Origin of the sequence: Actinomadura geliboluensis (genome assembly GCF_005889745.1) — a bacterium.
Taxonomy (GTDB): Bacteria; Actinomycetota; Actinomycetes; order Streptosporangiales; family Streptosporangiaceae; genus Spirillospora; species Spirillospora geliboluensis.
Genome location: NZ_VCKZ01000136.1, coordinates 1 through 20100, shown reverse-complemented (window position 1 = coordinate 20100; position 20100 = coordinate 1). Strand labels below are relative to the sequence as shown.

The window sequence follows — 20100 nt, the reverse complement described above, 5'->3', positions numbered from 1 at the left end:
GGGCTCGTCCTGTCCGGGCGGCGGGTGACGGCCGTGACGGCGACCGGTCCGGAGGGGGAGCGCACCTACCCGGCGACGTCCGTCCTTCTGGCGACCGGCGGCTACAACTCGAACCCGCCTCCGCCTGCTGCGCGGGACGTGGCGGCCCAGGGTCGCGCGCATAGACGAACAGAAACCGCTCGACCCCGGGTCTCGGTCATGCGAGCAGCTTCTCCATCTCGGTGCGGACGGGGCCGGTGATCTCGACCGGGCGGCGGGTGCCGCGGTCGACGAAGACGTGCACGAAGTGTCCCTCGGCGATGAGGGCGCCGTCGGACGCGCGGAACATGCCGACCTCCCAGCGGACGCTGGAGCGGCCCAGCTTGCCGATGCGGAGCCCCACCTTGATCGTGTCGGGGAACGCGACCTCGGCCTTGTACTCGCAGTGCGATTCGACGCACAGGCCGATGGCGGCGGACGTCACCGGGTCGAAACCGGCCGTCCGGATCATCCACTCGTTGATGACGGTGTCCATGAGCGAGTAGTGGACGACGTTGTTGACGTGCCCGTAGACGTCGTTGTCCTTCCACCGCGTGGGGACGTTCTCCCAATGCTGGTACTCGCCGGTCATGGAGGGCAGCCTATGGTCGCCCCAAGAGCGGTATGGCATCGGGCCAAGGGAACGGTGACCGTGCCTAGCGGCGGGTGGGTGGGGCGGTGCGTCCGCCCAATGCGGAAGCGGCGTTCACCAGGCCGCGAGGAAAGGTTCTGAGCACGATCCCGGCCAGGTGAACGCCGCCCCCTGAGCGGCGCCGCGTCCGGCGCCGCCGTCTTCTAGGACGCGCGGGCGGCGTCGAAGCGCGCTTTCACGTCCGTCCAGTTCACGAGGGTCCAGAGCTTTTCGACGTAGTCGGGGCGGACGTTGCGGTACTGCAGGTAGTACGCGTGTTCCCAGGCGTCGAAGACCAGTAGCGGGGTGGTGTTCATGCCGATGTTCCCGTGGTGGTCGTAGACCTGCTCCACGATGAGGCGGCGGCCGAGCGGCTCCCACGCCAGGACGCCCCAGCCCGAGCCCTGGACCGTGGACGTCGCCGTGGTGAGCTGCTTCTGGAACGCCTCGAACGTCCCGAAATGCTCGTTGATGGCGGCGGCCAGTTCGCCGTCGGGGCGGTCGCCGCCGTCCGGTGACAGGTTGTCCCAGAAGATCGAGTGCAGGACGTGCCCGGACAGGTTGAACGCGAACGTCTTCTCCAGGCCGACCAGGCCGCCGTACTGCTCCTTGTCCCGCGCCTCGGCGAGCCTCTCCAGCGTGTCGTTGGCGCCCTTCACGTAGGCGGCGTGGTGCTTGGCGTGGTGGAGCTCAAGGATCTCGCCCGTGATCGCGGGCTCCAGCGCTGCGTAGTCGTAGGGCAGGTCGGGAAGCGTGTAGTCGGCCATACGGCCACTATTGCAAACGACTTGCAGTTACGTCCAGCATGCAAGAAGAGGCGTGGGACGCCCGCTACGGCGACGGCCCGCCCTCGGTGAGGACGGGCCGTACCGTGTCAGTGGCGGCGGCCGCCGCGGAACCGGGCGAGCAGGCGGCGTGCCTTGGCCTGCGTGCGCGGATCGCGGGCGTAGTGCTCGGCCCTCGCTCGCATCTTCCGGCCCTGCGGGCCGCTGAGATATCTCTTGATCCGGTCGACGACGGAAGGCATGGGCGTCCTCCTCGGCCTAGGGTCTCTGCTCAACGAGTGCCCGCCCGCATTAGTTCAGAACGCCTCGTCGAGCGCGACGCTCCCCTCGACGCCGATCTGGTAGGCCGAAACCCGCCGCTCGAAGAAGTTGGACAGCTCCTGGACGTCCTGCAGCTCCATGAACGCGAACGGGTTCGCGGTGCCGTAGCGGGCCGGGAGCCCGAGCCGGACGAGCCGCTGGTCCGCGACGTATTCGAGGTAGGCGCGCATGTCGCCGGCGCTCATGCCGGGCAGGCCGTCGCCGCACAGGTCGCGGGCGAAGGCCAGTTCCGCCTGGACGGCCTCGTCCAGCATCGCGGTGACCTGCGCGGTCAGCTCGGCGTCGAACAGCTCCGGTTCCTCGGCCCGGACGGTGTCGACCACGGAGAACGCGAACTCCATGTGCATGCTCTCGTCCCGGAAGACCCAGTTGGTGCCGGACGCGAGGCCGTTCAGCAGCCCGCGCGAGCGCAGCCAGTACACGTAGGCGAAGGCGCCGTAGAAGAAAAGCCCCTCGATGCAGGCCGCGAAGCAGATCAGGTTGAGCAGGAACGCGCGGCGGTCGGCGGCGGTGCGGAGTTCGTCCAGGGCGCCGAGCGAGTCGATCCAGCGGAAGCAGAACTCCGCCTTCGCCCGGATGGACGGGATGTGCTCGATCGCCGCGAACGCCCGCGCGCGCTCGTCCTGATCGGGCAGGTAGGTGTCCAGGAGGGTCAGGTAGAACTGTACGTGGACGGCCTCCTCATATAGCTGCCGCGACAGGTAGAGCCGGGCCTCCGGGGCGTTCACGTGCTTGTAGAGGTTCAGCACCAGGTTGTTCGCCACGATCGAGTCGCCGGTGGCGAAGAACGCGACGAGCCGGTTCACCAGGTGCAGTTCGGCGGGCGTGAGCCGCTCCAGGTCGGCCATGTCGGACGCGAGGTCGACCTCCTCCACCGTCCACGTGTTGCGGATCGCGGCCCGGTACCGCTCGTAGAAGTCGGGGTAGCGCATGGGCCGCAGGGTCAGGTCCATGCCGGGGTCGAGCAGCATTATTGGCATGCCTCGCAGGTCTCGGGGTTCTCCAGGGAGCACACGGCCGCCGTGGACGCGACGGTCGTCTGCGCGATGCGCGTCGCCGGACGGGAGCGCAGGTAGTAGGTGGTCTTCAGCCCGCTGCGCCACGCGTACGCGTACATCGAGGAGAGCTTGCCGATCGTCGGCGTCTCCATGAACAGGTTCAGCGACTGCGACTGGTCGATGTAGGGGGTGCGGGCGGCGGCGAGGTCGATGAGCGCCTTCTGCGGCAGCTCCCAGGCCGTCCGGTAGCGGGCGCGGGTCTCGTCGGGGAGGTCGACGAGACCCTGCACGGAGCCGTTCGCGCGCTTGATCGCCTCGCGCACGGCCGGCGTCCACAGCCCGAGCGCCTTCAGTTCGGCCACCAGGTAGCCGTTGATCTGCAGGAACTCGCCGGACAGCGTCTCGCGCTTGAACAGGTTGGACACCTGCGGCTCGATGCACTCGTAGCAGCCCGCGATGGACGCGATCGTCGCGGTGGGCGCGATCGCGATCAGCAGCGAGTTGCGGAGCCCGACCGCCGCGACGCGCTCCCGGAGCGCGGCCCACTCGGCGGGACGGGTCGGTGCCGCGTCCGGGAAGTGGTCCAGGTGGAGCCGGCCGCGCGCGGTGCGGGTCATGCCGTAGGCGGGCAGCGGCCCGTGCGCGGCGGCGAGGTCGGCGGACGCGCCGTAGGCGGCCAGCGCGATCTCCTCGGCGATGCGCGTCGACAGCGCGCGGGCCTCGTCGGAGTCGAACGGCAGGCGCAGCGTGAAGAACACGTCCGCGAGACCCATCACCCCGAGCCCGACCGGACGCCACTTGCGGTTGGCCTTCTCCGCCTCCGGCGTGGGGTAGAAGCCCCTGTCGACGGTGCGGTCCAAGAAGCGGACGGCGGTGCGGACGGTCGAACGAAGCCGCTCCCAGTCGACCCCGGCGGGCGTCACGTGCGCGGCCAGATTCACCGATCCGAGGTTGCAGACGGCTGCCTCGCCGTCGCTGGTCACCTCAAGGATCTCCGTGCAGAGGTTGGAGAGGTGGACGGTCTGGCCTGACTCGGCGGTCTGGTTGCAGGCGCGGTTGGCGGCGTCCTTGAACGTCATCCACCCGTTGCCCGTCTCCGCGAGGGTGCGCATCATCCGCCCGTACAGCTTGCGGGCCGGGACCTGCCGGACGAACCGCCCGTCCCGCTCCGCCGCCCGGTACGCCTCGTCGAACTCGTCCCCCCAGAGGTCGGCCAGCTCGGGGACCTCCTTCGGGTCGAACAGCGACCACGGCGCGTCGTCCTCGACGCGGCGCATGAACTCGTCCGGGATCCAGTTGGCGAGGTTCAGGTTGTGGGTGCGGCGCGCGTCCTCGCCCGTGTTGTCGCGCAGTTCGAGGAACTCCTCGACGTCGGCGTGCCACGGCTCCAGGTACACGCAGGCGGCGCCCTTGCGGCGGCCGCCCTGGTTGACGGCGGCGACGGACGAGTCCAGCGTGCGCAGCCACGGGACGATGCCGTTGGAGTGCCCGTTCGTGCCGCGGATCAGCGAGCCCCGGGACCGCACCTTCGTCCACGAGATCCCGATGCCGCCCGCGTACTTGCTGAGCCGCGCGACCTGCCCGTACCGCTCGTAGATCGCCTCCAGCTCGTCGCGCGGCGAGTCGAGCAGGAAGCACGACGACAGCTGCGGGCGGCGCGCGGCCGAGTTGAACAGCGTCGGCGAGCTCGGCAGGTACGACAGCGTGCTGAGCAGGCCGTACAGTTCCGCCGCCTCGTCCACGGTGTCGGCGAGCCCGCACGCCACGCGCAGCAGGAAGTGCTGCGGACGCTCCAGGACGAGCCGCGAACGCGGATGCCTCAGCAGATACCGGTCGTAGAGGGTGCGGAGCCCGAAGTACTCGAACCGGTCGTCGGCGCCGTCGTCGACGAGCGCGTCGAGGGCGGCGGCGTTGGCGGCGACGAACGCGGCCGGGCCGTCCGCGAGCAGGCCCTCCCGGTGCGCGGCGGCGACCGACTCGGCGAACGCGGTGACGCCGGCGGACGCCGCCTCGTCCCGGATCCGGGCGGCGAGCAGCCGCGCGGCGACCTTGGAGTAGCCGGGTTCGGCGGCCACCAGGGCGGCGGCCTCGGTGATGGCGAGGTCCCGCAGCGCCGCCGCGTCCAGCCCGTCGCCGGACCGGACGGCGGCGAGCACGCGCGCCGCCGCCACGTCCGGTATCCCGGCGCAGGCGGCCTCGACCTCCGCGGCGATGCCCCCGGCCGGCGGTGCGGCGGCCAGAACCTGTGTCACGTGCTTCTCCCCTCGCAAGCCGCCTCGCGGAGGCATGCGAACGGGACGCGGCGGCATGCCGCGCTCCGCCCTCGGCCCACCCGCGAGGCCCGGACGTGTCGGCCCGGGGACGACCCCCAGGCCATTCGTGCGGGCAGGTCTTCGGACTCGCGGGCGGCGCACCTGTCAGGCACGTCCTACTGACCGTCGCTTCCCAGGCCCGGTCGGGCCCAGTGCATGTGACGGCGGTCGTTCCCGCTCACCGCTGCGGGGCAGTCCCGGATTCACACCGGGTTCCCTCTTACGACGCCCCCGCCGCCGGGCGGCGGGGGCGTACCAGCACGGGGTTGAACCCTACATCTTGTTGACGATCAATGCGCAACCCCAAGATGTTGGGCGCGTCGGTGCGGGTTCCCGGGGTCGGCTGCACGCTCCCGGAGGGGGGTGGCACGATGGGGGCGTCATGTCGGAGCGTTCCCCGCAGCCCCTGTTCCGCGTCGCACGCGCGGTGGTGTTCGCCACCGTGTGCGTCGCGCTGGCGGTGCTCGGACACGTCCTCGCAGGCGGGGCAGCGGTCCCGCTCTGGGCCGGGACGGCGGGGTTCGGCGCGGTCGTCGGCGTGACGCTGATGCTGGCGGGCCATGAGCGCTCGCTCGGCATGATCCTGGGCGGGCTCCTCGGCGGGCAGTTCGCGCTGCACACGCTGTTCACGGCCGCCGCAGCCGATCCGGCCGCACACCCCGTGCCCGCCATGGCGGGCCACACCCCGGCGATGCACGCGGCCATGACCGACGCGGCGATGACCGACGCTGCTGCGATGCCCGACCTCGCCGCCGTGCCCGCCGCGCACGGCGGCAACGGCCTGGCCATGACGCTCGCGCATTGCGTCGCCGCGCTCGTCGCCGCGTGGTGGCTGCGGCGCGGCGAACGGTCCGTGTGGACGATGGCCCGCCGGGTCGCCGCCGCCGCCGACCGTCCCGTCCGGCTGCTCCTCGCCCTGCTCACCATCGAACCGGCCGTGCCGCAGCGGCCGGTCGTCCCCGCCCCGGCGCCGGCCGCCGTCCCCGCCGCCGACCGCGCGCTGCGGCACCAGGTGGTCCGGCGGGGTCCCCCGTTCCGTTCGAGGGCGCTCGCGCACATCTGACGCGCGCGCCGTACGTCACCGGACGCCGATCCGCGGCGCATCCGGCCCTTCCCGTACGACTCGAACGGAGTTCCCCCATGTCCTTCAGCGTGCCCGCGCGCCGCGCCGGCGCCCTCGTCGCCCTCACCGCCCTCTCGGTGCTCGGGGCGGCCACGGCCGCGTCCGCGCACGTCACCGCCAACCCGAAGAGCGCCGAGCAGGGCTCCTATGCCAAGGTCTCGTTCCGGGTGCCGAACGAGCGCGACAACGCCGCCACGACCAAGGTCGTCGTGCACCTGCCGGCCGACCACCCGCTCGCGTCGGTGTCCGTCCGGCCCACGCCCGGCTGGACGGTGAAGGCGGAGAAGTCCAAGCTGCCGAAGCCGATCCAGACCCACGGCGGCGAGCTGACCGAGGCCGTCACCACGATCACCTGGTCGGGCGGCAAGATCGAGGCGGGCCAGTTCGAGGAGTTCGACGTCTCCATGGGGCCGCTCCCGACCGACACCCACCAGTTGATGTTCAAGGCCGACCAGACGTACTCCAACGGCGAGGTCGTCAAGTGGGAGGAGGCACCGGCCGAGGGCGCCGCCGAACCGGAGCACCCGGCGCCGACGCTCCAGCTCACCCCGAAGGGGAGCGCCGCCGCGGTCGGCCTGACCGCGGAGAAGAAGCCCGCCGCCGAGGCCGCGGCCTCGTCCGACGACGGGACGGCACGCCTCCTCGGCGGCATCGGCATCGCGGTCGGCGCCGTCGGCCTCGGCCTCGGCGGCTACGGCCTGAGCCGCGCCCGGAGCCGGGCATGATCAAGGTGATGCGGCGGATCGCGGCCGGGGTCCTGGCCGCCGGTACGGTCCTGGCCCTGACCGCGGCACCGGCCTCCGCCCACGCCGCGCTGACGTCCGCCAGCCCCGAGAAGGACGCGACGGTCGCGGCGCCGTCCGAGATCGTCCTGACCTACTCCGACCCGGTGCGGCTGCCCCGCGTCGTGGTGACGGACGCGTCGGGCGCGCAGCACCAGGCCGGGTCGCCGCGCGCGGTCGACAACAAGGTCACTCAGGCGGTCAACGGCACCCTGCCGAACGGCAAGTACACGGTGGGGTGGCGGGTCGTCTCCGCGGACGGTCATCCGGTCGACGGCACCTACACCTTCACCGTGAAGGGGGCACCGAGCGAGTCCGGCGCCTCCGGCGGCTCCGCGTCGGCGGCCCCGGCGCCCGCTCCGGCGAGCAGCCAGGCCGCGACCACCTCCGGCGAGGACTCGGGCGGCTCGTCCGGCTGGCTGTGGATCGGCCTGATCGCGCTGGTCGTCGCGGCGGCGGGCGGCGCGGTCGCCTGGCTCCGCCGTTCCCCGGCGCAGGACTGACCTTTACGCGCCCGGCGGGGCGGTCACGGCCTGCCCGTGACCGCCCCGCCGGACGCGGCCCCGAGGCCGTCGATTCCACGATTACGGGAAAGGGCGGGTAAGGGCTGTGACCTGGCCTGTTCCCCCGGCCTGAGCAGGGGTACCGCCGCCTCGGTAGGAGTCACGGGAGACCGTTGACGAGCCTTGCGGGAGGTTGCGCATGCTTCAGGCACGAGGGGGCGGCACGGGCCGTCCGTCCGGTGCGGATCACCGGTCGCGGCGCCGGAACACGGCGTCGGTCGCCGTGCTGGCGGCGGCCGCGACGCTGGCGGCGGTCGCCGGGTGCGGCGACGGCGGCGGGTCGTCGAACGGATCGGGTTCGGGGTCCGGCTACGGCCAGTCGTCCCCGACCTCGGCGGCGCCCACCGGCGGCGCGACCGGCGAGTCGATCAAGACGGCGAACGTGGGGAACCTCGGCCCCGTCCTGGTCGACGGCGAGGGCCGGACGGTGTACCTGTTCGAGAAGGACACGGGGAACAAGTCGTCCTGCGCGGGCGGATGCGCGGCGGTGTGGCCGCCGGTCACGACCGGCGCGAAGCCCACGCCCGGCTCCGGAGTGGACGCGGCGAAGCTGAGCACCACCAAGCGCAGCGACGGGACGATGGAGGTCAGCTACGCCGGGCACCCGCTGTACTACTACGCGCCCGACGGCACCACCCCCGGCAGCGCCAAGGGCCAGGGGCTCAACCAGTTCGGTGCCAAGTGGTTCGTGCTGTCGGCGTCCGGCAGCGCGGTCACCAAGTAGGGCGGTGCGGTGAGCACTGACCACGGCACTTGGCTGCCCACAGGCGACCGCCATGCGTGATCTGCTGCGCGTGGCGGGCGCCCTGCTCCTGTTCGGCGTCGGCGCCGTCCACCTGTACGAGTACCTCGCCGACGACTACCGCGACATCCCGACCATCGGCGTGCTGTTCCTGGTCAACTTCGCCGGGGCGGTCGCGCTCGGGCTCCTGCTGCTGATCCCGCTCGGGTCGCTGCCGGTGATCAGGTCGGTGCCGGCCGCCGGGCGGGCGGCGCACGCGCTCGTGGCGCTCGGCGGGATCGGGTTCGCGGCGGGCACCATCATCGGCCTCATGATCAGCGAGACGGGCACGCTGTTCGGGTTCCAGGAGACCGGCTACCGGACGGTCATCATGGTGGCGCTCGGGCTGGAGTCCGCCGCCATCGTCGTGCTCGCCGCGTACGTGGCCCTCGAAGCGGGCCGGATGCGGGCACGTCCGGCGCGCTGAGCCGCGCCGGCACCCCACGAGCCGGCCGCGCGGCCGGGCGGGCGCCGCGGCCGGGTGGCGCGCGGCCGGAGGCGCGGGCGGCCGCACGCGATGGATGCGGAGAGCGGTGAGCATTCCCAAGCGGTTCCTGGTCGGCCGGCCGCTGCGCAGCGCGCAGATGGGCGAGACGCTGCTGCCGAAGAAGATCGCGCTGCCGGTGTTCTGCAGCGACCCGCTGTCGTCCAACGCCTACGCCACCGAGGAGATCCTGCTCGCGCTCAGCCTCGGCGGGACGGCGCTGCTCCACCTCACCCCGTGGGTCGCTGCGGCCGTCATCGTCCTGCTGGCGGTGGTCGTGCTCTCCTACCGGCAGACCTGCCGCGCCTACCCCAGCGGCGGCGGCGCCTACGTCGTCAGCCGCGAGAACCTGGGCCTGAACGCCTCGCTGGCCGCCGCCAGCGCCCTGCTGGTCGACTACGTGCTGACGGTCGCGGTGTCGGTGGCGGCCGGGGTCGCCAACCTCGCGTCCGCGATGCCCGCCCTGGCGCCGTACACGGTCCAGCTCTCCGTGGCCCTGGTCGCGCTACTGGCGATCATGAACCTGCGCGGGGTCCGGCAGTCCGGGACGGTCTTCGCCATCCCGACCTACGGGTTCATCACCGTGGTGATGGCGATGCTCCTGTGGGGCGCCGGACGGACGCTCGTCGGCGAGGCCCCGCAGGCCGAGTCGGCGCATTTCGGGATCGAGCCGTCCCACGGCACGACGGGCTGGCTGGTCATCGCGCTGGTCCTGCGCGCCTTCTCCCAGGGCTGCACGGCGCTCACCGGCGTCGAGGCCGTCAGCAACGGCGTCCCGAGCTTCCGGCCGCCCAAGAGCCGCAACGCCGCCGCCACATTGGCGATCATGGGCGGGATCACCATCGCCATGTTCGCCGGGATCACCGCGCTCGCCCTGGTCTCGCAGGTGCGGGTCGCCGGTTCCACCGGGCTGCTGACCGGCGCGCCGCCGGGCTACGAGCAGAAGACCGTCATCGCCCAGATCGCCGCGGCGGTGTTCGGCGCCGGTTCCCCGCCGTTCTACCTGGTCGCCGGGTTCACCGCCGCGATCCTGGTGCTGGCGGCCAACACCGCCTTCAACGGCTTCCCGACGCTGGCCTCCATCCTCGGCGAGGACGAGTTCCTGCCCCGGCAGTTCTCCCGCCGCGGCGACCGGCTCGTCTTCAGCAACGGCATCGTGATCCTCGCCGTCCTCGCGGGCGGCCTGATCTGGGCGTTCCAGGCCAGCGCCACCCGGCTCATCCAGCTCTACATCATCGGGGTCTTCGTCTCCTTCACCCTCAGCCAGACCGGGATGGTCCGGCACTGGACGGACCTCCTCGGGCGCGCGGCCGGGCCGCAGCGGGCCCGGCTGCGGCGCGCCCGCCTGATCAACGCCGTCGGCGCGGCGCTCACCGGCGTGGTGCTGGTCGTCGTCCTGATCACGAAGTTCACGCACGGCGCCTGGATCGTCGTCATCGCCATGCCCGTCCTCTTCATGATGATGAAGTCCATCCGCGGGCACTACACGCGCCTGGCCGCGGAGCTGGAGCCGCCCGAGGAGGCGGTCGGCCTGCCGAGCCGCGTCCACGCGGTCGTGCTGGTGTCCAAGCTCCACACGCCCGCGCTGCGCGCCATCGCCTTCGCCCGCGCGACCCGCCCGGACACCCTCACGGCCGTGACCGTCCGCACCTCCGGCCGCGACACCGGGGAGCTGGAGGAGGCATGGGCGCGGCACGCCATCCCCATCCCGCTGACCGTCCTCGACTCGCCCTACCGCGACATCACCGGCCCCGTCCTCGACTATGTCGCCCGCATCCACCGCAAGAGCCCGCGCGACGTCGTCTGCGTGTTCATCCCCGAGTACGTCGTGGGGCACTGGTGGGAGCAGCTCCTGCACAACCAGAGCGCGCTCCGCCTCACGGCGCGGCTGCTGTTCCGGCCGGGCGTCATGGTCACCAGCGTTCCGTGGCGGCTCGGCTCCACCGGACCCGGCCGGTTCCGCCGCTCGGCCGGCCGGCTCCGCCGTTCCGCCGGGCGGTTCCGCCGCCGCCCCGCCGCACGGGATTGATCATTCCGCTTCCCGTTGGATGATTACAGGATTACATTGACTACCCCGACCGAAAGCGCCCTGGGGGTCTCGTGATCGTCGAATACATCCGCTACCGCATCGAACCGGACCGCACCGACGCGTTCGAGGCCGCCTACGCGCGCGCCTCCGTCCCGCTCGCCGCGGCGCCCCAGTGCGTCGACTACGAGCTGTCGCGGTGCGTCGAGGAGCCGTCCTCCTACATCCTGCGCATCTGCTGGACGTCCGCCGACGACCACATGAAGGGGTTCCGCGGCGGCGAGCACTTCCCCGCCTTCTTCGCCGAGATCAAGCCGTACGTGCGGCAGATCGAGGAGATGCGGCACTACGAGCGGACGCCGGTGGCCGGCGCCGGATCGTCCGTCCCGACGATGTACGACTGGGCGGGCGGGAGCGAGGCGTTCGAGCGCCTCACCGAGGTCTTCTACACGAGCGTCCTCAAGGACGACCTGCTCTTCCCCCTCTTCGAGCACATGGCCCCGGACCACCCGAAATGGGTGGCGATCTGGCTGAGCGAGGTGTTCCGCGGCCCGGAGCGCTACAGCGCGGAGCGCGGCGGCTACCACCACATGGTCCGGCAGCACCTGCGGCGCGGCATCACCGAGGCGCAGCGCCGCCGCTGGGTCTCCCTCCTGATGGACGCGGCGGACGAGGTCGGCCTCCCCGACGACCCCGAGTTCCGCGCCGCGTTCGCGTCCTACATCGAGTGGGGCACGCGGATCGCCCTCGCGAACTCCCAGCCCGACGCCAAGCCGCCCCTTGAAGCGCCCATGCCGCACTGGGGGTGGGGCGTGGCGCCGCCTTACATCCCGTCCAAGTAGCGGCCCGCGAGACGTGCCGTCCTCCCGTCGCGGAGGGCGGCACGTCCGCGTTTCCAGGCTTTGACAAATAACGCTAGCTGACTAACACTTCCTATCGTACTAGCGAAAGGGAGTGAGTCTCATGGCGGTCCTGCTGTCCCGGCTCGGCCGGTTCTGCTTCCGGCGGCGCCGGCTCGTCGTCCTGCTGTGGACGGGCCTGCTCGTGGCCGCCGTGTCCGGCGCGGCCGCGCTGTCGGAACCGGCGCCGGACTCGTTCTCCGTCCCGGGGACCGAGGCGCAGCGCGCGAACGACCTGGTCAAGGAGCGCTTCCCGCAGGCCGCCGGCGGCGCGTACGCCCGCGTCGTGTTCGCCGCCCCCGCCGGGCGGCGGCTGGACGACCCCGCGACCCGGGCCGCCGTCCAGCAGGCCGTCGCGCGGATCAAGGCCGCCCCGGACGTCGCCGAGGCCGCCGACCCCTTCGCCCGGCGCACCGTCTCGCCCGACGGACGGATCGCACTGGCCGAGGTCGCCTACCGCGTCCCGGCCTACGAGCTGACCAGTGCCGACCGGGACGCGCTGCGCACGGCCGCCGCCGTCCCCGGGCTCCGCGTCGAGATGAGCGGCGACGCCGTCGCGTCACCCGAGGAGGGCGCCGGCGAGCTGCTCGGAGTCGTCGCCGCGGCGCTCGTCCTCCTCGTGACGCTCGGGTCCCTCACCGCCGCCGGGCTGCCGCTGCTGACCGCCGCGTTCGGGATCGCCGTCGGCGTGTCGGCCGTCGCCGCCGCCGGCGCGTTCGTCGAGCTCAACTCCGACACCCCGGCCCTCGCGCTCATGCTCGGCCTGGCGGTCGCGATCGACTACGCGCTGTTCATCATCGCCCGCTACCGCCAGGAGGTCCTGGACGGGCGCGAACCCGCCGACGCGGCCGGACGGGCCGCGGGCACCGCCGGATCCGCCGTGGTGTTCGCCGGGCTGACCGTCGTGATCGCGCTCGCCGGACTCGCCGTCGTGGACATCCCCGTGCTGACCCAGCTCGGCCTCGCCGCCGCGTTCACCGTGTCCGTCGCCGTGCTGGTCGCGCTGACGCTGCTGCCCGCCCTGCTGGGCTTCGCCGGTCGCCGCGCCCTCGGCGGTCGGCGCGCGCTCGCCCGCGCCTCCCGCCCCGCCGTCCCGGCCGGACGCCGCTGGGGCCGGTTCGTCGTGGGCCGTCCCGTCCCGGTCCTCGTGCTGGCCGTCACCGCGCTGCTCCTGGCCGCGCTGCCGGCGCCCGCCCTCCGACTCGGCCTCCCGGACGACGGCACCGCCCCGTCCGACACCACCCAGCGGAAGGCTTACGACCTGCTGGCGGACGGTTTCGGCCCCGGCGTCAACGGCCCGCTGACACTCGTCGTGCAGGCGCCCCGCGCCGCCGCCGAACAGGTCGCGAAGGACGTGGCCGCCATGGACGGCGTCGCCTCCGTCGACGCCCCGGTGATGGACGCCGCCGGCACCACCGCCCTCGTCGGCGTCGTCCCCGCCACCGGGCCCACCACCGAGGCCACCGAGGACCTCGTCCACGCGATCCGGGACCGCTTCCACGCCCGCGGCGTCGCGGTCACCGGGCAGACCGCCATCGACATCGACACCTCCGAGAAGCTCGCCGGCGCGCTCGTCCCGTACCTGCTGCTCGTCATCGGCCTCGCGTTCCTGCTGCTCACCGTGGTGTTCCGGTCGATCCTGGTGCCGCTCAAGGCGACCGCGGGCTTCCTGCTCAGCGTCGCCGCCACGTTCGGCGCGGTCGTCGCCGTGTTCCAGTGGGGATGGCTGAACGGGCCGCTCGGCGTCCACTCGTCCGGCGTCATCGTGAACCTGCTGCCGGTCATGCTGATCGGCATGGTGTTCGGGCTCGCCATGGACTACCAGGTCTTCCTCGTCACCCGCATGCGCGAGGAGCACGTCCGGGGCGCGTCCCCGGCGGACGCCGCCGTCGCCGGCCTCGCCCACGGCGCGCGCGTCGTCACCGCCGCCGCCATCATCATGATCAGCGTGTTCGCGGGCTTCGTCCTGTCGGTGACCCCGATGGTGCAGTCGTTCGGCTTCGCGCTCGCCGCCGCCGTTTTCTTCGACGCGTTCCTCGTCCGGCTGACAATCGTCCCGGCGGTGATGGCGCTGCTCGGCCGCGCCGGCTGGTGGCTGCCCGCCCGCCTCGACCGCGTCCTGCCCCGGGTGGACGTGGAGGGCGAGCGCCTCCGGGACGTCCCCGCGGCGGTGACAGTAGGCTCCTCGTCCGAGGCGAGATGACGGAAGGCGGGCGATGGCGCCGAAGCAGGGCCTGCGGGAGCTGAAGAAGGCGAGGACCCGGGCCGCGATCCAGCGGGAGGCCCTGCGCCTGTTCCGCGAGCGCGGCTACGACGCCACCACCGTCGAGCAGGTCGCGCAGGCCGCCGAGGTCGCGCACACGACGGTCTTCCGCTACTTCCCGACGAAGGAGGACCTCGTCGTCAGCGACGACGCCGACCCGGTCTTCTTCGACGCGCTCCGCGCGCAGCCCGCGGACCTGAGCCCGGTGGCGGCCCTCCGCGCCGCCCTCCGCGAGGTCTTCGGCGGCTTCTCCGCCGAGGAGCTCGCGGCGGGCCGCGACCGGACCGTGCTGATCCTCTCCGTCCCCGCCCTGCGCGGCGTCGCGTTCGGCAGCTTCATGGACACCCTGCGGACCGTGAACGGCATCCTCGCCGAGCGCTCCGGCCGCCCCGCGGCCGAGATCCGCACCCTGACCGGCGCCGCCTTCGGCGTCATGCTCGACCTGATGCTCCGCTGGTCGGAGGACCCGTCCCTCGACCTCCCCGAGGCATTGGACGAGGCCCTCTCCACCCTCGAACCGGCATGAACCGCGACGACACGGCGCTCGACGACACCGCGCTTGACGACCCGGTGGGCGAGTCCTTGCGCGGCCACCACGCGCACCTCGGCCGCCGCCGGGGCAGGGCCGCCACCTACCTCCCGGACGTCGCGACCTTCTCCGCCGTCCCCGCCGACCCCGGCCCGGCCGACTGGGCCGACCTCGCGCGGCTGCTCGGCCCCGGCGGGTTCGCCGACATGTTCAGCAGCCCCGCCATCCCTCCACCGGACTGGGAGCCGGTCTTCGTTCTGGACGGCCTCCAGATGCTCTGGCCGGACGGCGCCCTCCCCGACACCGACCCCGCCGTGGTCGAACTGAGCGAGCGCGACGTGCCGGACATGCTGGACCTCGTCGCACGCACCCGCCCTGGACCGTTCTGGCCGCGCACCCACGAACTCGGCACCTATCTGGGCGTTCGTGAGGGCGGCGCCCTGGTGGCGATGGCGGGCGAACGGCTCCGCCCTCCCGGCTGGACGGAGATCAGCACCGTCTGCACCGCCCCCGAGGCACGCGGCCGCGGCCACGCGGCCCGCCTGATCCACTCCCTGGCGGCCCGCATCACGTCCCGAGGCGACCGTCCCTTCCTGCACGTGGCCGCGGACAACACGGGCGCGATAGCCCTCTACGAACGCCTCGGCTTCGAGCCCCGCCGGAAAGTGACCTTCCGCGGCTTCCGCGTCCCGTAACGCCCGCCTCAAGCCCGGCATGGACGTACAGTCGCTCTGACCTGGGCTTATGTGGTCTCGAAAAAATCTTGAAGAAAAAACGGGCGGGATGTCGATCCGGCCGGGGTCCGTGCGACGCGTCAGTGAAGGCCGATGAGATGCACCGCACGGAAGGACCACCGCCATGACCGCTCAGACCGCTCAGACCGTCCAGTCCCCGACCGCCGCCGCTCCCGTCGAGTCCACCGCTGACGGTGGCTCGGTGCGCAAGGTGCTGTGGGTGCCGCAGGTGCTGCTCGCGGCGTTTCTGCTGATCGCCTCGGGGCTGCCCAAGCTGGTCGGGCAGGCCGACGCCGTGGAGACCTTCGACCTGATCGGGTGGGGCCAGTGGTTCCGCTACGTCACCGGGATCGTCGAGGTGTCGGGCGCGATCGGGCTGCTGGTGCCGCGGCTGGCGGGGCTCGCGGCGACCGGGCTGATCGGCCTGATGGCCGGTGCGATCACCACGCACCTGCTGGTCCTGGACCCGGCCTGGAGCCTGATGCCCGCCGCGTTCGCCGTGATCTTCGCCGCCATCGCCTGGAACCGCCGCCACGACACCCGCGAGTTCCTGCACTCCCTCAAGCACTGACCACACGAAGACACGGCCTGCCCGAGGCCACCCCGTCCCCGGGCAGGCCGTTTCGCATGTCCGCCCTGGCCACCCGGTCCCGCGCGGCTGAGCCGGGGGCGCCGGTGCGGCCGGTCAGTGGAGGCGGTTGTGGAGCGGCGCGGCGAGTTCGGTGGTGCTCAGGACCAGGGCGACCGTGTAGTTGATCAGGTGGTCGCGGTCGATGCCGAGGTCTCCGCGGAGCCAGGCGGTGAAGAGGTCCCACAGGCCGGCCGTGAGGGTCAGGCCGGTCAGCTCCAGGTCGGTGTCGGAGAGCAGGACCTGGTCCAGGGTCTCGTGGGTCTCGGCGGCGAAGATCGCGGCCAGCGTCCGGACGATCTCGATGCGCCGCTGCTGGAGCAGCGGCGAGGCGGGGAACGCGTGGGTGAGGATGTGGGCGCGGCGCGGGTCGCCGGTCAGGAAGTCGAGGACGGCGGTCACCGCGGCGCGGGTGCGGGCCTGCGGCCGGCGGGGCGCCCGGTGGGCGGCCGACAGGATCACGTCCGTGCCCAGGGCGACCTGGTCGTCGACGACCGCGAGGAGCAGGGCGTCCCGGTCCGGGAAGTTCTCGTAGAAGTAGCGGTCGTTGAGCCCGGCCCGCGTGCACACCTTCCGGACGGTCGTGGCCGCCAGCCCCTCGGTGCCCAGCAGTTCCAGCCCGGCCGCCAGCAGCGCGGCGCGGCGGCGGGCGCGGCGCTGGTCGGCGGGCACGCCGCGGTACGGGCGCGCGGGTGCGGGGTCGGAGGTCACAGCCCAGATTGTGCCCCATCCCTTGACTTCATCCGCGAATCTGGGGACGCTGAGCACCAGATATCTGGTGTGACGCTTCACCAGAATCGCGGACGAGACGGGAGCGTGAGGTCCGGATGGCCACGGAGACCCCCCGAAAGCTGACGCCGGCGGACATCGACCTGAGCGACCTGCGCTTCTGGACGCGCCCCCTCCACGAGCGGGCGGAGGCGTTCGCGGTGCTGCGGGCCCAGCCGAAGCCGGTGTTCCTCGTCCTGCCGAAGCTGCCCTTCCTCCCGCAGAGCCCGGGGTCCTGGGCGCTGACCCACCACGCCGAGGTGACGGAGGCCAGCCGCAACCCGGACGTGTTCAGCAGCGAGCCCAGCGCCACCAGCCCGGCCGACATGCCGCGCTGGATGGACAAGTACTTCAACTCGATGATCGACATGGACGATCCGCGGCACGCCAAGATCCGCCGGATCGTGTCCCGGGCGTTCACCCCGAAGATGCTCGCCAAGGCCGAGGACGACATCGCGCGCCGCGCCGCCCGGATCGTGGACGAGTTGATCGAGGCGGGCGGCGGCGACTTCGTGTCCGGGTGCGCGGCGCGGCTCCCGGTCGAGGTCATCTGCGACATGCTCGGCATCCCCGTCCGGCACCACCGCCGGGTGGTGGAGTGGACGAACATCATCGTCGGCTACAGCGACCCCGAGTACGTGGGCGCGACGTTCGAGTACGGCGGCGGCACGCCGAAGATCGGCCGGCTCGCCACGATGCGGATGCTGGGCACCGTGGCGTCGGCGGGGTGGCGGCTGCACCGGCTGGCGTTCAAGCTCGGGCGGGAGCGCCGGGCCGCGCCGACCGACGACCTGACCTCGGCGCTGGTCAACGCCAACGTCGACGGCGAGCGGCTGAGCCCCCGCGAGTTCGCCGCCTTCTTCCTGCTGCTCGTCGTCGCCGGGAACGAGACGACGCGCAACGCGATCGCGCACGGCCTGAAGCTGTTCACCGAGCACCCCGACCAGCGCGAACTCCTCCTGGAGGACTTCGACGGGCGCATCGGCGGCGCCATCGAGGAGATCGTCCGCTACAGCAGCCCCGTGATCTTCATGCGCCGCAACCTCACCCGCGACTACGAGATGAACGGCCACACCTACCGCAAGGGCGAGCGGGTGACGCTGTTCTACTGGTCCGCCAACCGGGACGAGGCCGTCTTCACCGACCCGGACCGCTTCGACATCCTGCGCTCGCCGAACCCGCACGTCGGTTTCGGCGGCCCCGGCCCGCACTTCTGCCTGGGCGCCAACCTGGCCCGCCGCGAGATCACCGTGATGTTCCGCGAACTGTTCACCCGCCTGCCCGACATCGCCGCCGGCGACCCCGACCGCCTGCAGTCCGGCTTCATCAACGGCTACAAGCGCCTCCCCTGCACCTTCACCCCACCCACCGCCCGCACCTCGGCATGACGTCCGCCGCACCCGTGTTCCGCTGATCACCAAGGGGCGCGGGGCACTATCGAGGCACGGCTCGGTGTGACTAATGTGCCGCTGTGACACGGGACGTGGGAAAGGTCGTGCTCGGCCGGTACCGGCTGCTGGAGGTGCTGGGCGAGGGCGGCATGGGCGCCGTCTGGCGTGCGCACGATGAGCGGATGCGCCGGGACGTGGCGCTCAAGCAGCTCAAACTCCCCCTGAGCCTGGAGGCCGGGGAGCGCGAGCAACTGGTGGCGCGCATGGAGCGGGAGGCGCGCTCGGTCGGCATGCTCAAGCACCCCGGCGTCATCACCGTCCACGACCAGTTCCACGACGATGACGGCCTGCCCTGGATCGTCATGGAGCTGGTGCGGGGCCGCTCCCTCGCCGACCTTCTCCGCGACAGCGGCCCGCTGGACGAGGCGGAGGCCGCGCGTATCGGCGCGCAGATCGCGGAGGCGCTGGCCGTCGCGCATGAGGCGGGGATCGTGCACCGCGACATCAAGCCCGCCAACATCCTGCTGGAGGGACGGCGGGTCGTGGTGTCCGACTTCGGGCTCGCCGTCGTCCCCGGCGAGACCACCCTCACCGCCACGGGCGCGCTGCTGGGCACCCCCGCCTACCTGTCTCCTGAGCAGGTCAACGACCGGGAGGCGACCGCCGCGTCCGACATGTGGTCGCTGGGCGCCACCCTGTACGCCGCCGTCGAGGGACGTCCCGCGTTCAGCGGCGGCACCATGGCGGCGCTGCTGCTGGCCATCGCCCGGGGCGATCCGGCTCCCGTCCAGCGTGCCCGGCGGCTGGCGCCGGTCCTGCACGACCTGCTGCGCCGCGATCCCCGGCAGCGTCCCACCGCCAAGGCCGCCGCAGCCGCCCTCGCGGCCCTCGCCGGACAGACAGCCGCCGGGCCCGCCGTCACCCGGCCGGCCCCACCGGTCCCGGACCCTGCCGCCGTCCCGCCGCTCCCGCAACTCTCCCGCCGCACCTATCTCGTCACCGCGGGCATCGCGGCCCTCGCCTTGGCCGTCCCCGTCGGCTACCTAGCGACCCAGGAGAACGGGACGGGACGGCCCCGCAAATCGCCTCCTCCCACCGCACCGTTCCTCATCGGGCAGCCGCTGGCCGGCCACAGCCTCTCCGTCAACGCGGTGGCGTTCAGCCCGGACGGCAGGATCCTCGCCTCCGCGAGCGACGACCGCACGGTGCGGTTGTGGGACGTCGCCACCCGCACACCCCTCGGCGCACCCCTCACGGGCCACGAGAAGGACGTCACGTCGCTGGCGTTCAGCCCCGACGGAAGGACCTTGGCCACCGGCAGCCGGGACACGACCGTGCGCTTGTGGGACGTGGCCACCCGCAAACCCATCGGCAAGCCCCTCACCGAACACGAGGACCCCGTCCGAGCGGTGGCCTTCAGCCCGGACGGCGAGCTGCTGGCCACCGCCGACGTGGGCACCCTCCTGCTGCGGAACGCGTCCACCCGAAAACCCATGGGCGGCCCCCTCGAACAACGCGGCACCTTCGACTCGATTGCGTTCAGCCCGCGCGGCAGGATCCTGGCCGGAGACGCCTACGACGTGGTGTTGTGGGACGTATCAGGCCGCAAGCCCCGTGCCCGCGACATCACAGGCGACACCAACGGCGTCCTCGCGGTGGCGTTCAGCCCCGACGGCAAGCTGCTGGCCGGTGCCGGTGAGAAAAAGCAAGACGATGTGCGCCTGTGGGACGTGGCCACCCGCACACAGCTCCCCCAGTCCTTCATCAACCACACGGAGGACGTCAACACGGTGGCGTTCAGCCCCGACGGCAAGACCCTGGCCACCGGCAGCTCAGACCAGACAGTGCAGCTATGGGACGTGGCCACCGGCAAACCCCACGGCGACCGCATCAGCGGCGACGAGGGCACCATCCGCTCGGTGGCCTTCAGCCCCGACGGCAAAACCCTGGCCACCGCAGGCTCCGACAACGCCGTACACCCTGTCTCTTACACACATCTGACGCTGCCGACGACGGAGAGAGCTGAGATCTCGGTGGGCGCCTCTTCCTTAGAGACAGTAAGAA

At 72.3% G+C, this 20100-nt stretch carries 19 protein-coding genes and 1 riboswitch; of the genes, 13 read left to right on the top strand and 6 right to left on the bottom strand.

Annotated features, from left to right (window positions below):
- Nucleotides 1–196: 196 nt before the first annotated feature.
- The 5 genes from ETD96_RS19525 to ETD96_RS19510 form a co-directional block, all read right to left on the bottom strand.
- Nucleotides 197–610: an acyl-CoA thioesterase gene (locus tag ETD96_RS19525; protein ID WP_138637901.1), complete on the bottom strand. Its 414-nt coding sequence runs from the start codon at nt 608–610 to the stop codon at nt 197–199.
- A gap of 203 nt (nt 611–813) precedes the next feature.
- Nucleotides 814–1416, bottom strand: a complete 603-nt coding sequence (locus ETD96_RS19520; protein WP_138637900.1) for a superoxide dismutase — start codon at nt 1414–1416, stop codon at nt 814–816.
- Between the two features lie 107 nt (nt 1417–1523).
- Nucleotides 1524–1676 (bottom strand): hypothetical protein, encoded by a 153-nt coding sequence (locus tag ETD96_RS44890; RefSeq protein ID WP_171069119.1) that lies wholly within the window; start codon nt 1674–1676, stop codon nt 1524–1526.
- A gap of 54 nt (nt 1677–1730) precedes the next feature.
- Nucleotides 1731–2735 carry a ribonucleotide-diphosphate reductase subunit beta gene (locus ETD96_RS19515; protein ID WP_240807880.1) on the bottom strand — a complete coding sequence of 335 codons (1005 nt, stop codon included), beginning with the start codon at nt 2733–2735 and terminating at the stop codon, nt 1731–1733.
- Complete coding sequence (locus tag ETD96_RS19510) at nt 2726–5005, bottom strand: ribonucleoside-diphosphate reductase subunit alpha (protein WP_205719352.1); 2280 nt, start codon at nt 5003–5005, stop codon at nt 2726–2728. Before ETD96_RS19510 ends, ETD96_RS19515 begins: the two co-directional genes overlap by 10 nt.
- A 115-nt stretch (nt 5006–5120) precedes the next feature.
- A riboswitch (cobalamin riboswitch) is annotated at nt 5121–5340 on the bottom strand.
- A 107-nt stretch (nt 5341–5447) separates the two neighbouring features.
- Between ETD96_RS19510 and ETD96_RS44885 the strand changes: the two genes are divergently transcribed.
- From ETD96_RS44885 to ETD96_RS19455, 11 genes are all read left to right on the top strand, one after another.
- On the top strand, nt 5448–6128 hold the full coding sequence (locus ETD96_RS44885) for a hypothetical protein (RefSeq protein ID WP_171069118.1): 681 nt from the start codon (nt 5448–5450) through the stop codon (nt 6126–6128).
- Between the two features lie 77 nt (nt 6129–6205).
- Entirely contained in the window at nt 6206–6913 is a 708-nt protein-coding gene (locus ETD96_RS19500; RefSeq protein ID WP_138637898.1) for a YcnI family copper-binding membrane protein, read from the top strand.
- Entirely contained in the window at nt 6910–7473 is a 564-nt protein-coding gene (locus ETD96_RS19495) for a copper resistance CopC family protein (protein WP_240807878.1), read from the top strand. The genes ETD96_RS19500 and ETD96_RS19495 overlap by 4 nt, the downstream gene beginning before the upstream one ends.
- 199 nt (nt 7474–7672) lie before the next feature.
- Nucleotides 7673–8257 carry a COG4315 family predicted lipoprotein gene (locus ETD96_RS19490; RefSeq protein ID WP_138637897.1) on the top strand — a complete coding sequence of 195 codons (585 nt, stop codon included), beginning with the start codon at nt 7673–7675 and terminating at the stop codon, nt 8255–8257.
- A gap of 52 nt (nt 8258–8309) precedes the next feature.
- Nucleotides 8310–8741, top strand: a complete 432-nt coding sequence (locus ETD96_RS19485; protein ID WP_138637896.1) for a hypothetical protein — start codon at nt 8310–8312, stop codon at nt 8739–8741.
- A gap of 106 nt (nt 8742–8847) precedes the next feature.
- Nucleotides 8848–10827, top strand: a complete 1980-nt coding sequence (locus ETD96_RS19480) for an APC family permease (protein ID WP_240807876.1) — start codon at nt 8848–8850, stop codon at nt 10825–10827.
- Between the two features lie 71 nt (nt 10828–10898).
- On the top strand, nt 10899–11666 hold the full coding sequence (locus tag ETD96_RS19475; protein ID WP_138637894.1) for a group II truncated hemoglobin: 768 nt from the start codon (nt 10899–10901) through the stop codon (nt 11664–11666).
- Nucleotides 11667–11787: 121 nt separating this feature from the next.
- A complete protein-coding gene (locus ETD96_RS19470; protein ID WP_138637893.1) occupies nt 11788–13926 on the top strand; it encodes an MMPL family transporter in 2139 nt (712 codons plus the stop codon).
- Nucleotides 13927–13939: 13 nt separating this feature from the next.
- Entirely contained in the window at nt 13940–14512 is a 573-nt protein-coding gene (locus ETD96_RS19465; protein WP_138637892.1) for a TetR/AcrR family transcriptional regulator, read from the top strand.
- Nucleotides 14509–15210: a GNAT family N-acetyltransferase gene (locus ETD96_RS19460; protein ID WP_138637891.1), complete on the top strand. Its 702-nt coding sequence runs from the start codon at nt 14509–14511 to the stop codon at nt 15208–15210. Before ETD96_RS19465 ends, ETD96_RS19460 begins: the two co-directional genes overlap by 4 nt.
- Before the next feature lie 163 nt (nt 15211–15373).
- A complete protein-coding gene (locus tag ETD96_RS19455; RefSeq protein WP_138637890.1) occupies nt 15374–15820 on the top strand; it encodes a DoxX family protein in 447 nt (148 codons plus the stop codon).
- A gap of 114 nt (nt 15821–15934) precedes the next feature.
- On the opposite strand, the gene ETD96_RS19450 is transcribed toward ETD96_RS19455, so the two are convergent.
- Nucleotides 15935–16588 (bottom strand): TetR/AcrR family transcriptional regulator, encoded by a 654-nt coding sequence (locus ETD96_RS19450; RefSeq protein WP_138637889.1) that lies wholly within the window; start codon nt 16586–16588, stop codon nt 15935–15937.
- Between the two features lie 116 nt (nt 16589–16704).
- On the opposite strand from ETD96_RS19450, the gene ETD96_RS19445 reads away from it, so the two are divergent.
- Nucleotides 16705–18033 carry a cytochrome P450 gene (locus ETD96_RS19445; protein WP_138637888.1) on the top strand — a complete coding sequence of 443 codons (1329 nt, stop codon included), beginning with the start codon at nt 16705–16707 and terminating at the stop codon, nt 18031–18033.
- An 83-nt stretch (nt 18034–18116) separates the two neighbouring features.
- Nucleotides 18117–20100: WD40 repeat domain-containing serine/threonine protein kinase (locus ETD96_RS19440; RefSeq protein WP_138637887.1), on the top strand; the 1984-nt coding region annotated here is incomplete at its 3' end.

Coding starts and splice junctions, on each gene's coding strand:
- ETD96_RS19525 (WP_138637901.1), bottom strand. CDS start 610: ATGACCGGCGAGTACCAGCATTGGGAGAACGTCCCCACGCGGTGGAAG.
- ETD96_RS19520 (WP_138637900.1), bottom strand. CDS start 1,416: ATGGCCGACTACACGCTTCCCGACCTGCCCTACGACTACGCAGCGCTG.
- ETD96_RS44890 (WP_171069119.1), bottom strand. CDS start 1,676: ATGCCTTCCGTCGTCGACCGGATCAAGAGATATCTCAGCGGCCCGCAG.
- ETD96_RS19515 (WP_240807880.1), bottom strand. CDS start 2,735: ATGCCAATAATGCTGCTCGACCCCGGCATGGACCTGACCCTGCGGCCC.
- ETD96_RS44885 (WP_171069118.1), top strand. CDS start 5,448: ATGTCGGAGCGTTCCCCGCAGCCCCTGTTCCGCGTCGCACGCGCGGTG.
- ETD96_RS19500 (WP_138637898.1), top strand. CDS start 6,206: ATGTCCTTCAGCGTGCCCGCGCGCCGCGCCGGCGCCCTCGTCGCCCTC.
- ETD96_RS19495 (WP_240807878.1), top strand. CDS start 6,910: ATGATCAAGGTGATGCGGCGGATCGCGGCCGGGGTCCTGGCCGCCGGT.
- ETD96_RS19490 (WP_138637897.1), top strand. CDS start 7,673: ATGCTTCAGGCACGAGGGGGCGGCACGGGCCGTCCGTCCGGTGCGGAT.
- ETD96_RS19485 (WP_138637896.1), top strand. CDS start 8,310: ATGCGTGATCTGCTGCGCGTGGCGGGCGCCCTGCTCCTGTTCGGCGTC.
- ETD96_RS19470 (WP_138637893.1), top strand. CDS start 11,788: ATGGCGGTCCTGCTGTCCCGGCTCGGCCGGTTCTGCTTCCGGCGGCGC.
- ETD96_RS19465 (WP_138637892.1), top strand. CDS start 13,940: ATGGCGCCGAAGCAGGGCCTGCGGGAGCTGAAGAAGGCGAGGACCCGG.
- ETD96_RS19460 (WP_138637891.1), top strand. CDS start 14,509: ATGAACCGCGACGACACGGCGCTCGACGACACCGCGCTTGACGACCCG.
- ETD96_RS19455 (WP_138637890.1), top strand. CDS start 15,374: ATGACCGCTCAGACCGCTCAGACCGTCCAGTCCCCGACCGCCGCCGCT.
- ETD96_RS19445 (WP_138637888.1), top strand. CDS start 16,705: ATGGCCACGGAGACCCCCCGAAAGCTGACGCCGGCGGACATCGACCTG.